Origin of the sequence: Pseudomonas sp. G.S.17 (assembly GCF_038096165.1) — a bacterium.
Lineage (GTDB): Bacteria > Pseudomonadota > Gammaproteobacteria > Pseudomonadales > Pseudomonadaceae > Aquipseudomonas.
The window spans coordinates 2,570,313-2,586,981 of record NZ_CP151076.1; the positions used below are offsets into that span (position 1 = coordinate 2,570,313).

The 16,669-nt window shown below is 59.6% G+C and carries 16 protein-coding genes; 7 read left to right on the forward strand and 9 right to left on the reverse strand.

Annotation, left to right across the window (positions count from 1 at the left end; all coding sequences use genetic code 11):
• Positions 1 to 15: 15 nt before the first annotated feature.
• Together AABC73_RS11910 and pstS are read right to left on the reverse strand one after the other, a co-directional pair.
• Positions 16 to 1,071 (reverse strand): permease, encoded by a 1,056-nt coding sequence (locus tag AABC73_RS11910; RefSeq protein ID WP_341523746.1) that lies wholly within the window; start codon positions 1,069 to 1,071, stop codon positions 16 to 18.
• Positions 1,072 to 1,172: 101 nt separating this feature from the next.
• A complete protein-coding gene (gene pstS / locus AABC73_RS11915; RefSeq protein ID WP_341523747.1) occupies positions 1,173 to 2,255 on the reverse strand; it encodes a phosphate ABC transporter substrate-binding protein PstS in 1,083 nt (360 codons plus the stop codon).
• Between the two features lie 283 nt (positions 2,256 to 2,538).
• On the opposite strand from pstS, the gene AABC73_RS11920 reads away from it, so the two are divergent.
• Positions 2,539 to 4,416, forward strand: a complete 1,878-nt coding sequence (locus AABC73_RS11920; protein ID WP_341523748.1) for a pyruvate kinase — start codon at positions 2,539 to 2,541, stop codon at positions 4,414 to 4,416.
• Positions 4,413 to 4,571, forward strand: a complete 159-nt coding sequence (locus AABC73_RS11925; protein WP_020289887.1) for a hypothetical protein — start codon at positions 4,413 to 4,415, stop codon at positions 4,569 to 4,571. Before AABC73_RS11920 ends, AABC73_RS11925 begins: the two co-directional genes overlap by 4 nt.
• A 7-nt stretch (positions 4,572 to 4,578) precedes the next feature.
• Here AABC73_RS11925 and AABC73_RS11930 read toward each other — a convergent pair whose 3' ends face one another.
• From AABC73_RS11930 to AABC73_RS11945, 4 genes are all read right to left on the reverse strand, one after another.
• Positions 4,579 to 5,283 carry a YoaK family protein gene (locus AABC73_RS11930; RefSeq protein ID WP_341523749.1) on the reverse strand — a complete coding sequence of 235 codons (705 nt, stop codon included), beginning with the start codon at positions 5,281 to 5,283 and terminating at the stop codon, positions 4,579 to 4,581.
• 65 nt (positions 5,284 to 5,348) lie between these two features.
• Positions 5,349 to 5,576: a hypothetical protein gene (locus tag AABC73_RS11935; RefSeq protein WP_020289889.1), complete on the reverse strand. Its 228-nt coding sequence runs from the start codon at positions 5,574 to 5,576 to the stop codon at positions 5,349 to 5,351.
• A gap of 117 nt (positions 5,577 to 5,693) precedes the next feature.
• A complete protein-coding gene (locus AABC73_RS11940) occupies positions 5,694 to 6,035 on the reverse strand; it encodes an FKBP-type peptidyl-prolyl cis-trans isomerase (RefSeq protein WP_065832563.1) in 342 nt (113 codons plus the stop codon).
• A gap of 84 nt (positions 6,036 to 6,119) precedes the next feature.
• A complete protein-coding gene (locus AABC73_RS11945; RefSeq protein WP_341523750.1) occupies positions 6,120 to 7,136 on the reverse strand; it encodes a zinc-dependent alcohol dehydrogenase family protein in 1,017 nt (338 codons plus the stop codon).
• A 154-nt stretch (positions 7,137 to 7,290) separates the two neighbouring features.
• On the opposite strand from AABC73_RS11945, the gene AABC73_RS11950 reads away from it, so the two are divergent.
• The gene (locus tag AABC73_RS11950; RefSeq protein ID WP_341524223.1) at positions 7,291 to 8,049 is read left to right on the forward strand and encodes an SDR family oxidoreductase; all 759 of its coding nucleotides are present in this window, start codon (positions 7,291 to 7,293) and stop codon (positions 8,047 to 8,049) included.
• A gap of 9 nt (positions 8,050 to 8,058) precedes the next feature.
• Here AABC73_RS11950 and AABC73_RS11955 read toward each other — a convergent pair whose 3' ends face one another.
• Together AABC73_RS11955 and AABC73_RS11960 are read right to left on the reverse strand one after the other, a co-directional pair.
• The gene (locus tag AABC73_RS11955; protein WP_065832565.1) at positions 8,059 to 8,343 is read right to left on the reverse strand and encodes a hypothetical protein; all 285 of its coding nucleotides are present in this window, start codon (positions 8,341 to 8,343) and stop codon (positions 8,059 to 8,061) included.
• 554 nt (positions 8,344 to 8,897) lie between these two features.
• Complete coding sequence (locus tag AABC73_RS11960) at positions 8,898 to 10,004, reverse strand: Gfo/Idh/MocA family oxidoreductase (RefSeq protein ID WP_341523751.1); 1,107 nt, start codon at positions 10,002 to 10,004, stop codon at positions 8,898 to 8,900.
• A gap of 227 nt (positions 10,005 to 10,231) precedes the next feature.
• Here AABC73_RS11960 and AABC73_RS11965 point away from each other — a divergent pair, with 227 nt between their 5' ends.
• Complete coding sequence (locus AABC73_RS11965) at positions 10,232 to 11,011, forward strand: acetoin reductase (RefSeq protein WP_341523752.1); 780 nt, start codon at positions 10,232 to 10,234, stop codon at positions 11,009 to 11,011.
• Here AABC73_RS11965 and AABC73_RS11970 read toward each other — a convergent pair.
• Positions 11,008 to 12,924, reverse strand: coding sequence for a sigma-54-dependent Fis family transcriptional regulator (locus tag AABC73_RS11970; protein ID WP_341523753.1), 1,917 nt, complete (start codon positions 12,922 to 12,924; stop codon positions 11,008 to 11,010). The two genes, AABC73_RS11965 and AABC73_RS11970, sit on opposite strands and share 4 nt — an antisense overlap.
• A 305-nt stretch (positions 12,925 to 13,229) precedes the next feature.
• Between AABC73_RS11970 and AABC73_RS11975 the strand changes: the two genes are divergently transcribed.
• From AABC73_RS11975 to AABC73_RS11985, 3 genes are read left to right on the forward strand one after another with little or no spacing between them, the layout of a single operon-like run.
• On the forward strand, positions 13,230 to 14,207 hold the full coding sequence (locus AABC73_RS11975) for a thiamine pyrophosphate-dependent dehydrogenase E1 component subunit alpha (RefSeq protein ID WP_331150411.1): 978 nt from the start codon (positions 13,230 to 13,232) through the stop codon (positions 14,205 to 14,207).
• A 56-nt stretch (positions 14,208 to 14,263) separates the two neighbouring features.
• Complete coding sequence (locus tag AABC73_RS11980) at positions 14,264 to 15,283, forward strand: alpha-ketoacid dehydrogenase subunit beta (RefSeq protein WP_341523754.1); 1,020 nt, start codon at positions 14,264 to 14,266, stop codon at positions 15,281 to 15,283.
• Positions 15,280 to 16,386, forward strand: coding sequence for an acetoin dehydrogenase dihydrolipoyllysine-residue acetyltransferase subunit (locus AABC73_RS11985; RefSeq protein ID WP_341523755.1), 1,107 nt, complete (start codon positions 15,280 to 15,282; stop codon positions 16,384 to 16,386). Before AABC73_RS11980 ends, AABC73_RS11985 begins: the two co-directional genes overlap by 4 nt.
• Positions 16,387 to 16,669: the final 283 nt, after the last annotated feature.

Consider the following 16,669-nt stretch of genomic DNA (forward strand, 5'->3'; position numbering starts at 1 on the left):
TCAGGCAGTTACGACTTACAACAGGAACATTGCCAGCAAGCCGCTGACTACGCCCACCAGCATGGTCAGCGCCGCCACAGTCACCAGCACGTGGGTGTCGAAGGATTTACGCAGCATCAGCAAGGACGGCAGGCTCACGCTGGGCAAGGTCATCAGCAGTGCCACTGCCGGACCGGTGCCCAGGCCCAGGGTCAGCATGGTCTGCACGATCGGGATTTCCGCCGCCGTGGGAATCACGAACAACGTGCCGACGAACGCCAGGATCACCAGCCAGACGAAACTGTTGCCGATGGACGCATCAATGTGCGGGAACAGCCAGACCCGCGCCGCGCCCAGGATCAACACTGCCAGCACGTAAATCGGGATGGTGCTCCAGAACAACTGCCACAGCGTGCGGCCCCAGCGACTGAAAAAGCTGTGCTGATCGACTTCGTTGGCGCTGACAGCGGCTTGCATCGCTTGCTCGGGAACCGCTTCAGGCCGCGAGATACGCTGGGCGATCATCGCAACGCCCACCACCAGAATCAGTCCCGCCACCAGACGCAAGGCCGTGAACTCCCAGCCCAGCACAAAGCCCATGAACACCAGCGTTGCCGGGTTGAGCACGGGGTTGGCGATCCAGAATGCCAGGGCCGCACCCACCGATACCTGCTGACGGCGCATACCGGCGGCGACCGGCGCGGCGCAACAGCTGCACATCATGCCCGGCAGGCCGAACAGCCCGCCGCGCAGGGTTGAGCCCAGCCCCGCGCGACCAAACAGGCGCAGCAGCCAGTCCCGAGGGATCAGCACCTGCAGCAGCGAACCGAGGATGACCGCCAGCACGGCGGCTTTCCAGATCGCCAGGAAATACACCTTGGAGTAGGCCAGCGCAGCAGCAACCGGCGAAGTCAGTTGATCGTTGATGATCGATGCGCCAATGCTGTGACTATCGGCCGCGACAAAGGATTTCAGATAGTAGGGCGACCACTTGACGTAGTACAGCCCGATGATCGCGACGGCCAGAAACAACAACGGTTTCCACCAGAACGACCAGCCGCGGGTTGGGGAGGTCGTGGACAGACTGGGCATTGAGCGAGTTCCGGGCATTAGAATGATGGCGCATCATAACCCGGCTGCCCGGTTTGCATCGGCTCGGTTGCCTGAACGGTCCGAGCCAAAGAGCTGCGCGCTTACGGTTTTGGCTGATTGGCCGTCCAGTAGGCTTCGATCTGCTTGACCAGCGACTCAGGCAGCGGCGCGAAATCCAGTTCGCTAGCTTGTGGCTGGCCTTCCTTGAGTGCCCATTTGAAGAAGTCCTGCGCCGCCGCGTGACGGCTCGCGTTCGCCGCCTGTTTGGGCATGACGATAAAGGTTGTGGCGGTGATCGGGTATGCGTTCTCGCCTTCGGCATCGACCATCAGCAGGTTGAAATCCTGGGCGTGGGACCAGTCAGCTGCCGCCGCCGCGGCCTGAAAACTGCCCAGATTAGGCGCGACGTAATTGCCGGCCTTGTTTTGCACCAGGCCGTAATTGAGTTTCTGCTGCCTGCTGTAGGCATATTCGATATAGCCGATGGAGTAGGGCATCTGTTTCACATAGCTGGCGACGCCTTCGCTGCCCTTGGCACCCAGGCCGACCGGCCATTTCACTGAAGCGCCATTGCCGACGCTGGCTTTCCATTGCGGGCTGACTCTGGACAGGTAGTTCACCCAGTTATAACTGGTGCCGGAGTTGTCCGAACGGTACACCACGGTGATCGGTTTTTTCGGCAATGTGGCGGTCGGGTTCAGTGCGGCGATGGCCGGATCGTTCCATTGGCTGATCTTGCCCATGAAAATATCGGCGAGCACGGCGCCGGTGAACTTCAGTGAGCCGGGCGCGATGGACGCCAGGTTCATGACCGGAACGATTCCGCCGGTCACCAGCGGAAACTGGAGCATGCCCAGGCTGGCAAGTTCGTCGGATGCCAGCGGCATGTCACTGGCACCGAAGTCAACGTTGGCGGCCTTGACCTGAGCGATTCCCGCGCCGGAGCCGATGGACTGATAGTTGACCCGCACACCGGTCTTGCGGTTGTACTCGTCCGCCCATTTGGAGAGCACCGGAAATACGAAAGTTGACCCTGCGCCGACAATCTCGTCGGCGGCCTCTACGCTGTTGCCGACTCCGAGACTGAGGCTCAACCCCAGGCAGATCGTTAGCAGTGTTTTGGAGAGGGTTTTCGATAGGGCTTTCGAAGCTATTTCCGAAGCTATGTTCAAAATAAAGGGCATGCGCAGACTCCGAACTCAGATTGAGGGCAGTAATTTGCGCCTAGTTAAACCACGCTTTGGTGGCTATTTGATTACAGGCGGCCACTTCATCCCTTGAGCGGGATAGCCATCGGTCCGGGCAAATGTCCCCTTCGTGTATTGATTCACCTTGGTAAGAACCCGGTCACATTCATGCTTTACCGTGAAGCTCTCCGTCACGTTGTGTCGGCCAGCAGTCAACTGGCAGGCTGCGATGGTCTGGTCTGCCTTTGCCTGGCTTTCTCATGCGTTTCGAGTGCTTGCCATGACAGTCATAGAACCTGATTTCAATGTGTTGGACGACCGCAAGATCCAGGCTGCCCTGAGGCGCCTGTCATTTCTGCGGGTCAAGATGGAGGCCGCCGCTCGCGCGCCCATCGAAACCATGCACCTGCATCCCAGCTACATCGAAAGTGCGCGTAACCTGCTGAGTTATCTGGCGTTGCGTCGCCACGACATCCGTCCTTTGCAGCATCAACTGGCCGAATTGGGGCTTTCCTCCCTTGGTCGTTGTGAAGCCAATGCACTGGCATCGGTGGATCGCGTCATTGAAGTGCTGCAACGCCTGACATCTGGCTCGGCGTCAGCGGGGGAAAGCGGCACGGTGCTGGGCGAGATCGGTGAGCATTTGCTTACGGCGCATGCCGATGTCTTGTTCGGTGGCCAAGGGCCGGAGCGCGGGGTGCGGATCATGGTGACCATGCCCAGCGAAGCCGCGACTGACCCACATCTGGTGCGCGACCTGCTGGAGGCTGGCATGGACTGCCAGCGGATCAATTGCGCCCATGATGATCAGGCAACCTGGCTGGCCATGATCGAGAATGCCCGCAGCGCTGCCGAAAAATCCGGGAAAAGCTGTCAGGTCATGATGGATCTGGCCGGCCCCAAGCTGCGTACCGGGCAAATCCTGCCTGGCCCCGCCGTCCTGCGCATCCGTCCCACCAAGGATCTGTTCGGACGCACGATTACCCCAGCCAGGGTTTGGCTGAGTACCAGCGACGATCCGCACCCCGACTCGGAGTTCGCCTTGCGTTTGCCCGGCAAATGGCTGACGCAGCTGGTGGTAGACGATGAGCTGGTCTTCAACGACGCCCGGGATTCCCGGCGCAGCCTGCAAGTGGTTGAGGTGGCCGAGGAGGGTTGCTGGGTCGAGCTGCGCAAAACCGCCTATATGATCCCCGGCATGGCGCTGAGCCTGAAAAAGTCCAGGGGACGCAAGAAATCGGCGCGGATAATCGGCGTTCCGGTGCAGGAGCAAAGCATCGTCCTGCATGAGGGCGATGTCCTGATGCTGACCTCGGATCTGGACAGCGGCCATCCCGCCGTCCGTGACACCGAGGGCAAAGTGCTGATGCCCGCCAGCATTGGCTGCACCTTGCCGAGTGTCTTCCGGGATGTTCGCCCCGGTGAGGTCATCTGGTTCGACGACGGCAAGATTGGCGGCAAGATTCAGTCCGTCGACGATCAGGCTCTGTATGTGCGGATCACCCACGCGCCCGACGGCGTCAGGCTCAAGAGCGACAAGGGCATCAACTTGCCGGAGAGCGAACTCAAGCTTGATGCCTTGTCCCAGGACGATATTGCCGCGCTGGAATTCGCCGGCAAGCATGCGGACGTGGTTGAAATGTCCTTCGTCAACAGCCCGGATGACGTTAAATCACTGCTTACTCACTTGCGTCGGCTCAATGCCGAGCATCTGGGCGTGGTGTTGAAAATCGAAACCCGCCAGGGCTTTGAAAACCTCGCCGCGCTGTTGATGGCCGGGATGCACAGTCCACGCCTGGGCGTGATGATTGCGCGTGGCGATCTCGCGGTTGAAAACGGTTTTGAACGCACTGCCGAACTGCAGGAAGAAATCCTCTGCATCTGCGAGGCCGCGCATGTGCCGGTGATCTGGGCTACTCAGGTGCTCGAAACCCTGGCCAAGACCGGCGCCGCGACTCGTGCGGAAATCACTGACGCCGCAATGGGCGTGCGCGCCGAGTGCGTGATGCTCAATAAAGGGCCGCACATTCTCGACGCCATTGGAACACTGGACGACCTGCTGTTACGTATGCAGGCCCACCGCAGCAAAAAACGCGATCTGTTGCGCAAGTTGCGGATCGCCGATCAAACCGTGCAAATCAAGAGGACTTCAGCATGACAATGCAGATCGAAAAAGCCGCATTTGGCAGCGATTGGCTGGTAGTGATCAATGACTATGAAGTGACGTTCCGCAGCATGGAGGACGCCGTGGCGTTCGCTCATCGGCTCAAGGAACGGATTGACGCGCCCCACGTGCTGCCGGCCGGGAAATGAGTCTGGTTTAACGTGGCATGTAGCGGCGCTGCCAGCGGTGGGGAATTTTCAGGGACATCAGCCCGAGAAGCGCCGCCATCGACCCGCTGACCAGCAACGCATTGACGCCCAGGCGATGTTCAAGTGCCGCGCCGATCACGGCACCGATGAACATGCCGGTCCATGGCACTAGCTGCACGCGCCAGCCATCGCGGCGTTCACCGAGCATCCAGCGGCCGAAGCCGCGACCAAAGCGCGACAGCGCGCCGGTCACGTAGGTCAGTCCCACCGGTAGGCCGTTCACTTGTTCCACGGCAGCATTGAGCATGCCCATCGCCAGAATGGCGAATACCACGGTCAGAATCTGCGAATCCAGCGGCCAGGCGGCTGCGGCGCATAACAGCATGCCGATGCACAGCAGCAGGGGCAGGGCGCGGCGGCCTCCAAGCCGGGCAACGATGATGCCCAGGGCGTTACCCAGCACGAAGGTCGCGATTGCCAGCAGCAATCGGGCCGAGGTACCGATGTCAGCATCGCTGATGGCCACCGCTAGCCGCGTGGTGTTGCCGCTCATGAACGAGACGAAGTCGCCGGTGGCCATGAATCCGATTGCGTCGGTCATCCCCGCGAGGACCGAAAGACTGGCCGCCAGCGAAAGCCCTACGCGTCCGCGCCACTTCTGCATGTGCAAGTGGGTAGGCTTGACGGTACGCTTGGTGGGTGTGGGGAGCATCGGCAGTTCTCTGCGTTGATCGGCAAATCGGGAGCGAGCCGTTCTAATTCAAACGGTGAGCTGGATTACAGCGCCTTGTTACGCACGATGCGCTTGGCCTTTACTTCATCTGCGTAAGCTTTGAGCTGATCGGCGTCGCCGTACAGTCGGTTGACCAGTTGCAGAACGGCAGTGACGTCAACTTCAGACATCTGTTCGGCGAGCTTGAGAATCTCATTGGCCGTGCTTTCAAGATTGGCTGCCGTGCCTTTCAGATGGCGCTTGAGCTCTTGGGTGGATTTGTTCAGGGCCATACCCTATTCCTTTTATAAATACTGGCGATCTAAGCCGCGAAAGCATGGCTTCTTCTGCGGGAACAAGCAATCTGAATACTGAGCCGGGGCCTGACGCGCGCTGCAAGCGTTTGTCGCTCAATCGTCCCGGGTCAAGACTTCCAGCAGTTCGATCTCAAACAGCAGATTCGAGCCGGGTTTGATATGTGCGCCCATTTGGCGATCACCGTAAGCCAGGTGTGCCGGAACAAATAATTTGCGCACGCCGCCGACCTTCATGCCCATTAAACCGATGTCCCAACCTTTGATTACCCGCCCGGTGCCGATCACGCACTGGAAGGGTTTGCCTCGGTCATAAGAAGAGTCGAACGTTGTACCGTCTTCAAGTAAGCCGTTGTACTGGGTGGTGATCAAGGCGCCCTTGACTACTTCTTTGCCGTCACCCTCGCGTATATCCGTAATCAGCAATTCATTGTTCATGACAGCGCTCTGGAAACCTGAAAAGGAGGCGGCTTTTTTCTCAGGAAATCCTGCCGCCTGCAATCACTTTCGACGCAGCGAAGGTCATTCGACGCTCAACACGACGCGACCATTCTCTGTTGTCTGCTCCAGATAGTGGTGAGCCTTGGCCGCCTGTTCGAGGCGAAACACCCGGTCGATATCCGCAACCAGACCCTGTTCGACCGTCAGCGTGTTGATCGCCTCCAGCGCCAGGTTCAAGGCCTCGGCGTTCTGCGCAATCTCGAATTCGGGCTTGCCGGTGAAGTTGCACAGGCAATGGACGAAGAAGCGCATGTTTTTCTTGAAGGCTTCGATGGCCGGGAACGGCGTGCGGTTACCGCCGCGCAGGCCGAACAGCACCAGGCTGCCCCGTGGCGCCAGCACATCCCCGAGCAGCGCCATCTGCGGCCCGCCCACGCCGTCAAATATGGCATGCACACCCTGGCCATCGGTCAGCTTGTGGATGCGCATGCCCAGATCCTGTTCGTCGGTGACGATGACATGAGCCGCGCCTCGGTCCAGCAGGTATTGCTTGTCCTCGGCGTCTTTGGTCGACGCAATGACTTTGAGTCCCAGCGCCTTGCCCAGCTGCACGAACGCGATATTCGGGCTCAAGGCCGCTTCGGTGACCAGCACGGTCTGACCCGGCTGGACGCGTGCCAGTTCGTGGAAGGCAAACCAGGCCAGCAGGAACGGCGTGTAGTGGACACTGGCCTGTTTCGGCGACAGATGCTCGGGGTAACGGGTCAGCGCTGCACGTGGCAGCAGGATCGTATTACCGTAAACCGGGTAGTCATTGATATCGCTGGCCTGGAAGCTGGCAACGCGATCACCGACGCGCAGGTCGTCGACCCGTGCGCCGACGGCTTCGACAATACCGGCCATTTCGCTGCCCAAACCTGCGGGCAAGCGGGTTTCGCACAGGCCCAGGCCCTGGCGGCGCATCACGTCGTCCCAGCTCACGCCGATTGCCTGAACCCGGATCAACACTTCGTTCTCTGCGGGTGGCCGTTGAATAACTTCCTCGCACTTGAGCACGTCGGCTGAACCGAAGTGATGGAAGCGGATGGCGCGAGACATGTGAACCTCTTGGTAAGTGAACATGCGTCGACTCTATCCGCCCCTTGGTGCGCGCACTATTGACGTTGATTGATATCGGTCATGCCTGCTGTCAATCTTCGTAACGATTTTGACGAGCCGCCTGTTCATTCAGATAAAGGAAAACAAAATGACTGTGAGCACCACGTTAAGGGTTGCGCTGATTACCGGCGCGGGAAGCGGCATCGGTCGCGCAGTGGCGTTGGGGTTGCTGGAAGATGGCTTCAGCCTGGTATTGGCCGGACGGCGACAGGAGCCGCTGGATGAACTGGTTGCCGTTGCTATCGAGGCGGGCGGCAGCGCCATTGCGGTGTCGACCGACGTCCGTGATCCATCGAGCGTCGATGGCTTGTTCAACAGAATCGAAGCCGTGTATGGCCGACTGGACGTGGTCTTCAACAATGCCGGGGTCGGTGCCCAGGCGATACCGGTGGACGAGCTGGCAGTCGAGCAGTGGCTGAATGTGATCAACACCAACGTGACGGGGGTTTACCTGTGTGCGCGAGCGGCATTCGGCCTGATGCGCAGGCAGACGCCGCAGGGTGGCCGGATCATCAACAACGGCTCGATCTCTGCCCACACGCCGCGCCCGTTCAGCTCGCCTTATACCGCCAGCAAACACGCGGTGTCCGGGCTGACCAAAACCCTGGCGCTGGATGGACGCGAGTTCAATATCGCCTGCAGCCAGATCGACATCGGCAATGCCTTGACCGAGTTGTCGGCACGCATGACCACCGGTGTCCGCCAGGCCAACGGGCAAACTGCAGTGGAACCGATGATGGATGTCAAACACGTGGCGGATGCCGTGCGTTACATGGCGGGTTTACCGCTGTCTACCAACGTGCTGAACATGACAGTCATGGCCACCAACATGCCGTTCGTGGGCCGGGGTTGAGCGCCAGCGTCAGAGGTTCTGGCTGCTGACGATCATGGCCTGGGCGATGTTCTCTTTCTGTTGTTCGGTGAAACCGTCCCAGACGTTGACCTTGGCGTAGTAACCCAGGCCAGCCAGCGTGTAGAGGCTCAAGGTGAAGACGATGAAGATCGAAACGAAGGTCCAGCGGCCGCCGTCGCTCTCATCACGGGACGAGAAGTTCTGTGAGTAATTGTCGTCGCCATTACGCGAAACCGCGCTGGAAGCCAGACGTTTGAACCATTGGAACAGGTGAACTACTACAAGACGCAGCATGGGGATTAGCCTCAAGGTTGAAAAAAACTGGAGCCTGGCGCGACGCTGCGCCAGGTTCGGAATCTGTGCTTCAGGCCTCACAACGTGGGTTGTCGAATGCCGGAAACGAAAAAAGCCCGTCTAGGACGGGCTTTCTTTTTATGATTCTGGTCAAGTCGCCGGGATTCGAATTCGCTGACAATTTCTGTCGTTGATGTTCGTTTCCGCATCCGCTTGCCGGTATGGAAACATTTTAGAACAAATCATTTTTCGCGCCTAGGGCTGACTGGCAGTCATCAGACAACTGGTGCCTTGTAAGCGTGTGGCATTTTGTCGCGCGGGAGCGGCTCTGCTGACATTGTGGGAATTCATTCGCGAAAATCTGCCAGGCGCTGCAGATGTGTTGTCTGTGCCGATGCCTTCCCGGATGAATCCGGTCCCACGGGATGACCGCATTCCCCCTGTGGGAGCGAATTCATTCGCGAAGAGGCCGGGACAGGCTCAGACTATCTCGCTGACTGCACCGACGTCCTCCCGGATGAATCCGGTCCTACAGGTTTCATTGTTTCAGTTCTTCACTCATTTGGCTCATCGGTATTGATGTACTTCGGCACCTTGGCCAATGGCAGGCGGCGGGCCTGTTCTACGCTGATGCCTGGCCGGTTCGGCAACGGGTCGAGTTTTTGCGGCTGACCGGTTTCCAGGCAACGCTCGATTGCCGCCAGTACCCGCACGTCGCGCCAGCCTTCGTCACCATCGGGTTCGGGCTCGCGATCCTGCAGGATGCAGTCCGAGAAATACTGGGTTTCCCCGCCAAACTGATCCACCACCGGATGATCATGTTCCTGAGTCTTGCCATTGATGATGGAGCGATAGCTGATCGCCACGCCTTCACCAAAACCGAAGCATGGCGAAGCCTCGAATTCACCTTCGGTGCCGATCAACTGAAAGCGCTGGGTGCCGGGCAGACTGTAGCTGACGGTGAACTGCGCCAAGCGTTCTTCCGGGAAACGCAAGGTTACCGACACTGTGTCTGGTGTATTGATTTCCCGACCCGGCGTATGAATCGCCACGGCGTGGACTTCCAGCGGTTCGGCGTCGAACAGATTACGCACGGCATTGATCGGGTAGGGGCCCATGTCTGCTGCGGGTCCGGCCCAGAAGCCGCTTTGCATACGATGATTCGAGGGCTTGGTGGTCTGCGCGAAGGTCGAGGTAAACAGGCGCGGTTCGCCGATTTCCCCGGCGCGGACGCGGCTGATCATCTCGACCGTGCCTGGCTCGAAATGAAGACGATAGGCAATCATCAGCTTGGCGCCCGAGCGCTTGGCGGCTTCGGTGATCGCCAGGCAGTCTTCCTCGCTGGTGGCCATGGGCTTTTCCAGAAGGACGTGGATTCCGGCTTCCAGCGCAGGAACGGCAAATTCGCGGTGGCGGAAATTGGGTGTCGCCAGATAGATGGCGTCGATTTCACCTGACTTGAGCAGGGTGTCAAATTCGTCGTAGTGATAGCTTTTCAGATCATAGAGTTCGGCCAGTTCATCAGCCTTGACCGGGTCGCCGGTAACCAGCGCGGTCATCACCGAGTTGTCGGTCTGATCGACGCCAGGCATGAAGGCTCCTTGCGAAATCCAGCCTCCGGCTACGACTGCGTAACGGATTTTTCCCTGTGCATCTGGCATTGATGAGGTCTCCAGAATCGCCCGGCGGTTTGCCCGACGCTTATAGAGTCGGCACGCGCCACGCCCGTAAGTTCAAATCAATTAACCCATGGCGGCGGTTCTTGAGACATTGCCGGGCACGGCTGAGACGTTGCGTCTCATCGAACTGGTTGATTGCAGCGTCGCTCGACGCGCTCCGGAAGATCTCTCATACAAAGTGTTCTATTCCATAAAAAGAGGGGACCGCTATGAGTATCGACGGAAAAGTCGCGCTGGTAACAGGTGCTGGCCAGGGCATTGGCAGGGCCATCGCCTTGCGTCTTGCTCGCGATGGCGCCGATGTCGCGCTGATTGATATCAATGCGAGCAAGATCAATCAGGTTGCTGCAGAAATCGCCGAGTTGGGACGTAAAGCCACGGTGTTCGTCGCTGACGTTTCACAGCTGGATCAAGTCGTTGCCGCCGTTGAACATACGTACAGCACGCTTGGCGGCTTCGACATCATCGTCAACAACGCGGGCGTGGCTCAGGTCGAATCTCTGCTGGAAGTGACACCCGAGCAAGTCGACCGGATTCTTCGGATCAATGTGCAGGGCGTGCTCTGGGGAATCCAGGCAGCGGGCAAGAAGTTCAAGTCCCTCGGACAGCGCGGCAAGATTATCAACGCCTGTTCTATCGCAGGCCATGAAGCCTTTGCGCTGCTGGGTGTGTACTCCGCGACCAAGTTCGCGGTCCGGGCCTTGACCCAGGCGGCCGCGAAGGAGCTGGCGAGCGATGGCATCACCGTCAACGCCTATTGCCCCGGCGTGGTGGGCACTGATATGTGGGTCGAGATTGACCAGCGCATGGCCGACATCACCGGTGCCGAAGTCGGCGCCACCTACAAGAAGTACGTGGAAGGCATTGCCTTGGGGCGTGCAGAAACCCCGGATGATGTGGCGGGTTTCGTGTCCTACCTGGCCAGTCCCGATGCGGACTACATGACCGGCCAGGCACCGCTGATCGATGGCGGCATGGTGTATCGCTAGAGGCTGCGAACCTCGACTGACTGATTGCGATGCTGCATACGCGGCATCTCGATCCCATGTTGATTCACGCGGCGGTACAGCGTAGCCCGGGAGATGCCCAGCGCCTGGGCGGTTTCCCGTGGTTGCCAGCGGTGACGAATCAATGCGTCCAGCAACAGCTGCCGCTGCGGGCTGATCGCTTGCTGCGCGGTATGAGCAGTCGGGGATGTTTCATCGCGCAGCTCCGGCGGCAAGTCGCTGACCTGGATCGTCGCCCCGTCGCATACGGCGCACGCGTAGCGCAGCACGTGACGCAGCTGGCGGATATTGCCCGGCCAGCCATGGCTGAGCAGCCGTTCCAGAGTCGCCGCGCTCAAGCCAACGGGTAGGCTGGCATGCAGGTTTTCCTCGGCGAGCAACTGGTTGATCAAAGCCAGACGGTCGCTGCGCTCACGCAGCGGTGGCAGCTGGAAGCGCGCACCACCGAGACGGAAATACAGGTCTTCGCGAAATTGCGCGCTGCGCACCATGGCGCTGAGATCGCGGTGTGTTGCGCAGATCACCTGAATGTCCACGCGCTGTCGACGCGATGCGCCAAGCGGTGCGACCTCACCTTCAGCCAGCACGCGCAGCAATCGGGTTTGCAAGGCCAGCGGCATGTCACCGATTTCATCGAGGAACAGCGTGCCGCCGTCGGCTTGCAGCAACAATCCCTTCATGCCCTTGCTGGACGCACCGGTAAATGCGCCTGGGGTATAGCCGAACAATTCGCTCTCGATCAGGCTTTCGGGAATCGCTGCGCAGTTCAGGGCAATGAACGGCCCGCTTTTACGCGCGCTGTGATCGTGAACCTGGCGGGCGAAGACATCCTTGCCGGTGCCGGTTTCGCCCTGAATCAGGATGGGCAAGTCACGATCCTTGACGCGCACCGCCAGACGCAGGTTATCCACCATGCGCGGGTCCGGCCGGTTGTGATCATCGGCCTCGCACGTCAATGTCCGGGTTCTGGGTCTGATGCGTGGCGCACTGACGCGAACCTGAAGGGCTTCCGCGCCTGCCTGCCAGTTCAGCACTTGAGGCGCCTCATCGACGGCATGGCGCAACGCGTCGAGATCGAATACCTCACTGATGTGCTCCGGTAACCGACCAAAGCGCAGCCGCAGGGCCTGACGCGCCTTGCTGTTGATGCCGTGCAGGCGGCCGTCACGATCCCAGGCCAATAGCAGGTCCGGCTGGCTGTCGACATAACCCTGGGTACTGTGCGCTTGCAGGACCCAATGACCCTGGGCGCTGTGCATGAAGAACGCGTTCTCGATGGACCGTGCACTCAGCGCGACCATTTGCCGGATCAGATGCTGGCTGCGGCGGTCATCGGGGGATTGCACGGCGGACGCATCCACAACGCCGAGCAGTTCACCCTGCGGATCGAAAACCGGTGCGGCCGAGCAGGTCAGGCCGATGAAGGCCGCGCGGAAGTGGTCGCTTTTATGCACGGTCACCGGCGCCTTGCTGGTCAGTACCGTGGCCACGCCGCAGGTGCCTTCTTCCGCTTCCGACCAGCAGGTGCCCAGATACAGACCGGCTTTGCGGCAATCACTGCGAATCCCGGGATCTACCCGATGGTCAATGGTCTGGCCCAGGGCATCGGTGAGCAGCACACAATAATCGGCATGTCGCACGCGGGCATGCAGCTGCGCGACTTCTTCGCTGGCCACCCGCAAGAACAGATCAGCCCGTTCGCGACATTCCTTGAGCAGGGTAGTGGAGAGGATGCGTGGGCCCTGAAGCGAGCCGGGGTCAAGATGGTGTTGCTCCAGGGAGCGCCGCCAGGAATCAAAAATCAACGGTGGCACCGGCACTTGGGGAAGGCGGCCTGCGTTTTTGACCATGCGACTGACGCAGTCGACATGGGCTCTGGAGTTCGCGGCGAGCATAGGGCCTCCGGTTCTCGATCATTGTTGTTATAGCGGCTATTAGGCGCTCAACCCCTGGCTGCGACAAGTCGGGAACTCTGCCGCCCATCGCTGAGACGCAGCGTCTCACGGTGGCAGCGATTATGAGGATACGCCGAGATGCAGCGTCTCATCCTGATCGGCCAATCGTTGCTTTGCAACGCGGCTGGATCGCTCTGGCACGGGCCTTGAGACGCAAATGTCACGTGTTGGCCCCGTGTTTGCTCCGCTCATGGCGCTGGAATCATCCGGCGTCCGAGTGTCGAGACAACCTGGAGAACAACAATATGTCCACCCACCTGTCCACCGATCAGCTGCTGCACGCCTACAAAGTGATGCGCACCATCCGGGATTTCGAAGAGCGTCTGCACGTAGAGTTCGCCACCGGCGAGATTCCCGGTTTCGTGCATTTGTATGCCGGCGAAGAGGCCAGCGCGGCCGGGGTCATGGCCCATCTCAGCGACGATGACTGCATCGCCTCCAATCATCGTGGTCATGGCCATTGCATCGCCAAAGGCGTGGATGTGTACGGGATGATGGCGGAAATCTACGGCAAGAAAACCGGTGTCTGTGGCGGCAAGGGTGGCTCGATGCACATTGCCGATCTGGAGAAAGGCATGCTCGGGGCCAACGGTATCGTCGGAGCTGGCGCGCCCCTGGCCGCAGGCGCCGCCTTGGCTGCCAAGCTCAAGGGGACGCAAGGTGTTGCGGTGGCGTTCTTCGGTGATGGCGGTTCCAACGAAGGCGCGGTGTTCGAGGCGATGAACCTGGCCTCGATCATGAACCTGCCGTGCATTTTCGTTGCGGAGAACAATGGTTATGCCGAAGCCACGGCGTCCAACTGGTCGGTAGCCTGCAAGGACATCGCCGACCGCGCCATCGGCTTCGGGATGCCCGGTGTCACGGTCGATGGGTTTGATTTCTTCGCGGTACACGCCGCAGCGGGTGCTGCCATCGAACGCGCGAGGGCCGGGCAAGGGCCTTCCCTGGTGGAAGTGAAGCTGACCCGTTACTACGGCCATTTCGAAGGCGATGCCCAGACCTATCGCGGACCGGACGAAGTCAAGAATCTGCGCGAAACCCATGATTGTCTTGAGCAGTTCAGTCAGCGCTGCATCGAGAACGGCTGGCTGGAAAGGGCACAGCTGACGGTGATCGATCAGGAGATCGAGCAATTGATCGAAGACGCGGTGCGTCTGGCCAAATCCGATCCAAAACCTCAACTGGCTGATCTGCTAAGTGATGTCTACGTGAGTTATCCGTGACCCGCTTTTGACCGTGCCTCCACGCACCTGAAAACAACAACAAAAGGACAACCATCATGGCTCGAAAAATCACTTATCAGCAGGCAATCAACGAAGCCCTGGCCCAGGAAATGCGTCGCGATCCCAGCGTGTTCATCATTGGCGAAGACGTGGCCGGCGGCGCGGGCGCACCCGGCGAACAGGATGCCTGGGGCGGCGTGCTGGGTGTCACCAAAGGGTTGTATGCGCAGTTTCCCGGTCGGGTACTTGACGCGCCGCTGTCCGAAATAGGTTACGTCGGTGCCGCCGTGGGGGCGGCCACCCAAGGCATGCGTCCGGTATGCGAACTGATGTTTGTCGACTTTGCCGGGTGTTGCCTTGACCAGATCCTTAATCAAGCCGCCAAGTTTCGTTACATGTTCGGCGGCAAGGCCGTCACGCCGCTGGTGATCCGCACCATGGTGGGCGCAGGTTTGCGTGCCGCCGCTCAACATTCGCAGATGCTCACTTCGCTGTGGACCCATATCCCCGGTTTGAAAGTGGTCTGCCCGTCATCGCCGTACGATGCCAAGGGGTTGCTGATTCAGGCGATTCGCGACAACGATCCGGTGATTTTCTGCGAGCACAAGATGCTCTACGGCATGCAGGGTGAGGTGCCCGAAGAGCTTTACACCATCCCGTTCGGCGAGGCCAATTTCCTCCGCGAAGGCAGTGACGTGACCCTGGTCACCTATGGACGCATGGTGCATCTGGCCATGGAGGCCGCGGCCAACCTGGCGCGCCAGGGCATCGATTGCGAAGTGCTGGATTTGCGCACCACCAGCCCCATGGACGAGGACAGCATCCTCGAAAGCGTGGAAAAGACCGGCCGGCTGGTGGTGATCGATGAGGCCAATCCGCGCTGTTCCATGGCCACCGATATCAGTGCCATGGTTGCGCAAAAAGCCTTTGATTCCCTCAAGGCGCCCATCGAAATGGTCACCGCACCCCACACCCCGGTGCCTTTTTCCGATGCGCTGGAGGACATGTACATCCCGAACGCCGCAAAAATTGAAGCCGCAGTACGCAAGATCAGCGAGAAAAGGAGTGCCGCATGAGCCAGATTCATACCCTGACCATGCCCAAGTGGGGTTTGTCCATGACCGAAGGCCGGGTCGACACCTGGCTCAAGCAGGAAGGTGACCGGGTCGAGAAGGGCGATGAGTTGCTCGATGTCGAAACCGACAAGATCTCCAGCAGTGTGGAAACGCCGTTCTCCGGTGTACTCAAACGGGTATTGGCGCGTCCGGATGAGACCCTTTCGGTCGGGGCTCTTTTGGCGATCATCGTTGACGGTGAGGTCAGCGATGCCCAGATCGAGGAAGTCATCGAGCGTTTCCAGGCCGAATTCGTGCCCGCCACCGATGCCGCTGAATCATCAGGCCCGGCGGCGCAGAAAATCGAGCTGGAGGGTCGAACTTTGCGCTACTTCGATCTGGGCGAGGGTGGTACGCCGTTGGTGCTGATCCATGGTTTCGGTGGCGACCTGAACAACTGGTTGTTCAATCATCAGGCCCTGGCTACCGAACGGCGGGTCATCGCCCTGGACTTGCCCGGGCATGGCGAGTCTGGCAAGACCTTGCGCACCGGCGATCTGGATGAGTTGAGCCATAGCGTGCTGGCGCTGTTGGATCATCTGGATATCAACACGGTGCATCTGGCCGGGCATTCCATGGGCGGCGCAGTGGCGCTGAACATCGCTCGACTGGCGCCCCAGCGCGTGGCGAGCCAGATCCTGATCGCCAGTGCCGGCCTGGGCAGCGAGATCAACGGTGAGTATTTGCAGGGTTTCATCGACGCCAACAATCGCAACGCTCTCAGGCCACAGCTGGTGAAGTTGTTCAGCGATCCAGGGCTGGTCAACCGGCAAATGCTTGAAGATATGCTCAAATTCAAGCGGCTTGAAGGCGTTGATAGTGCCTTGCGGCAGCTCGTGGGTCAGCTGTTCCCGGATGCACGACAGGCTGTCGGGCTACGTGCACAAGTGGAGCACAAGCCGAGCCTGGTGATCTGGGGCGCGGACGATGCAATTATCCCGGCCAGTCATGCGCAAGGGTTGGCGGCGCAGGTCGAAATCCTTCCGGCCCAGGGGCACATGGTGCAGATGGAAGCTGCCGAGCAGGTCAATCGCTTGATAGCGAGTTTTTTGAAAGGCCTGTAAAAAGTGTGGCCCCGGTGCGATGAGCGCCGGGGCGTTCACCTTGCTGATTGTGCTGTGTCGGGTCTGAATCGGCGATGCAGGCGTATTGATGTCAATGTTTTGTAATACTTTCCTAAGTAAGAAAAATCCCGGCTCGTTGTAGGATCACGGCCCGTAATCAATTTCAGGATTGTATGAATACCGTTCAGGAGCCTCCCAGTCGCTCTGCTTTTGGCAACTTACGCCTAACTTCGAATTGCGCCCCGGTGCGCGAATCACCTCTTGCGAACATCCTGTTCCGTCC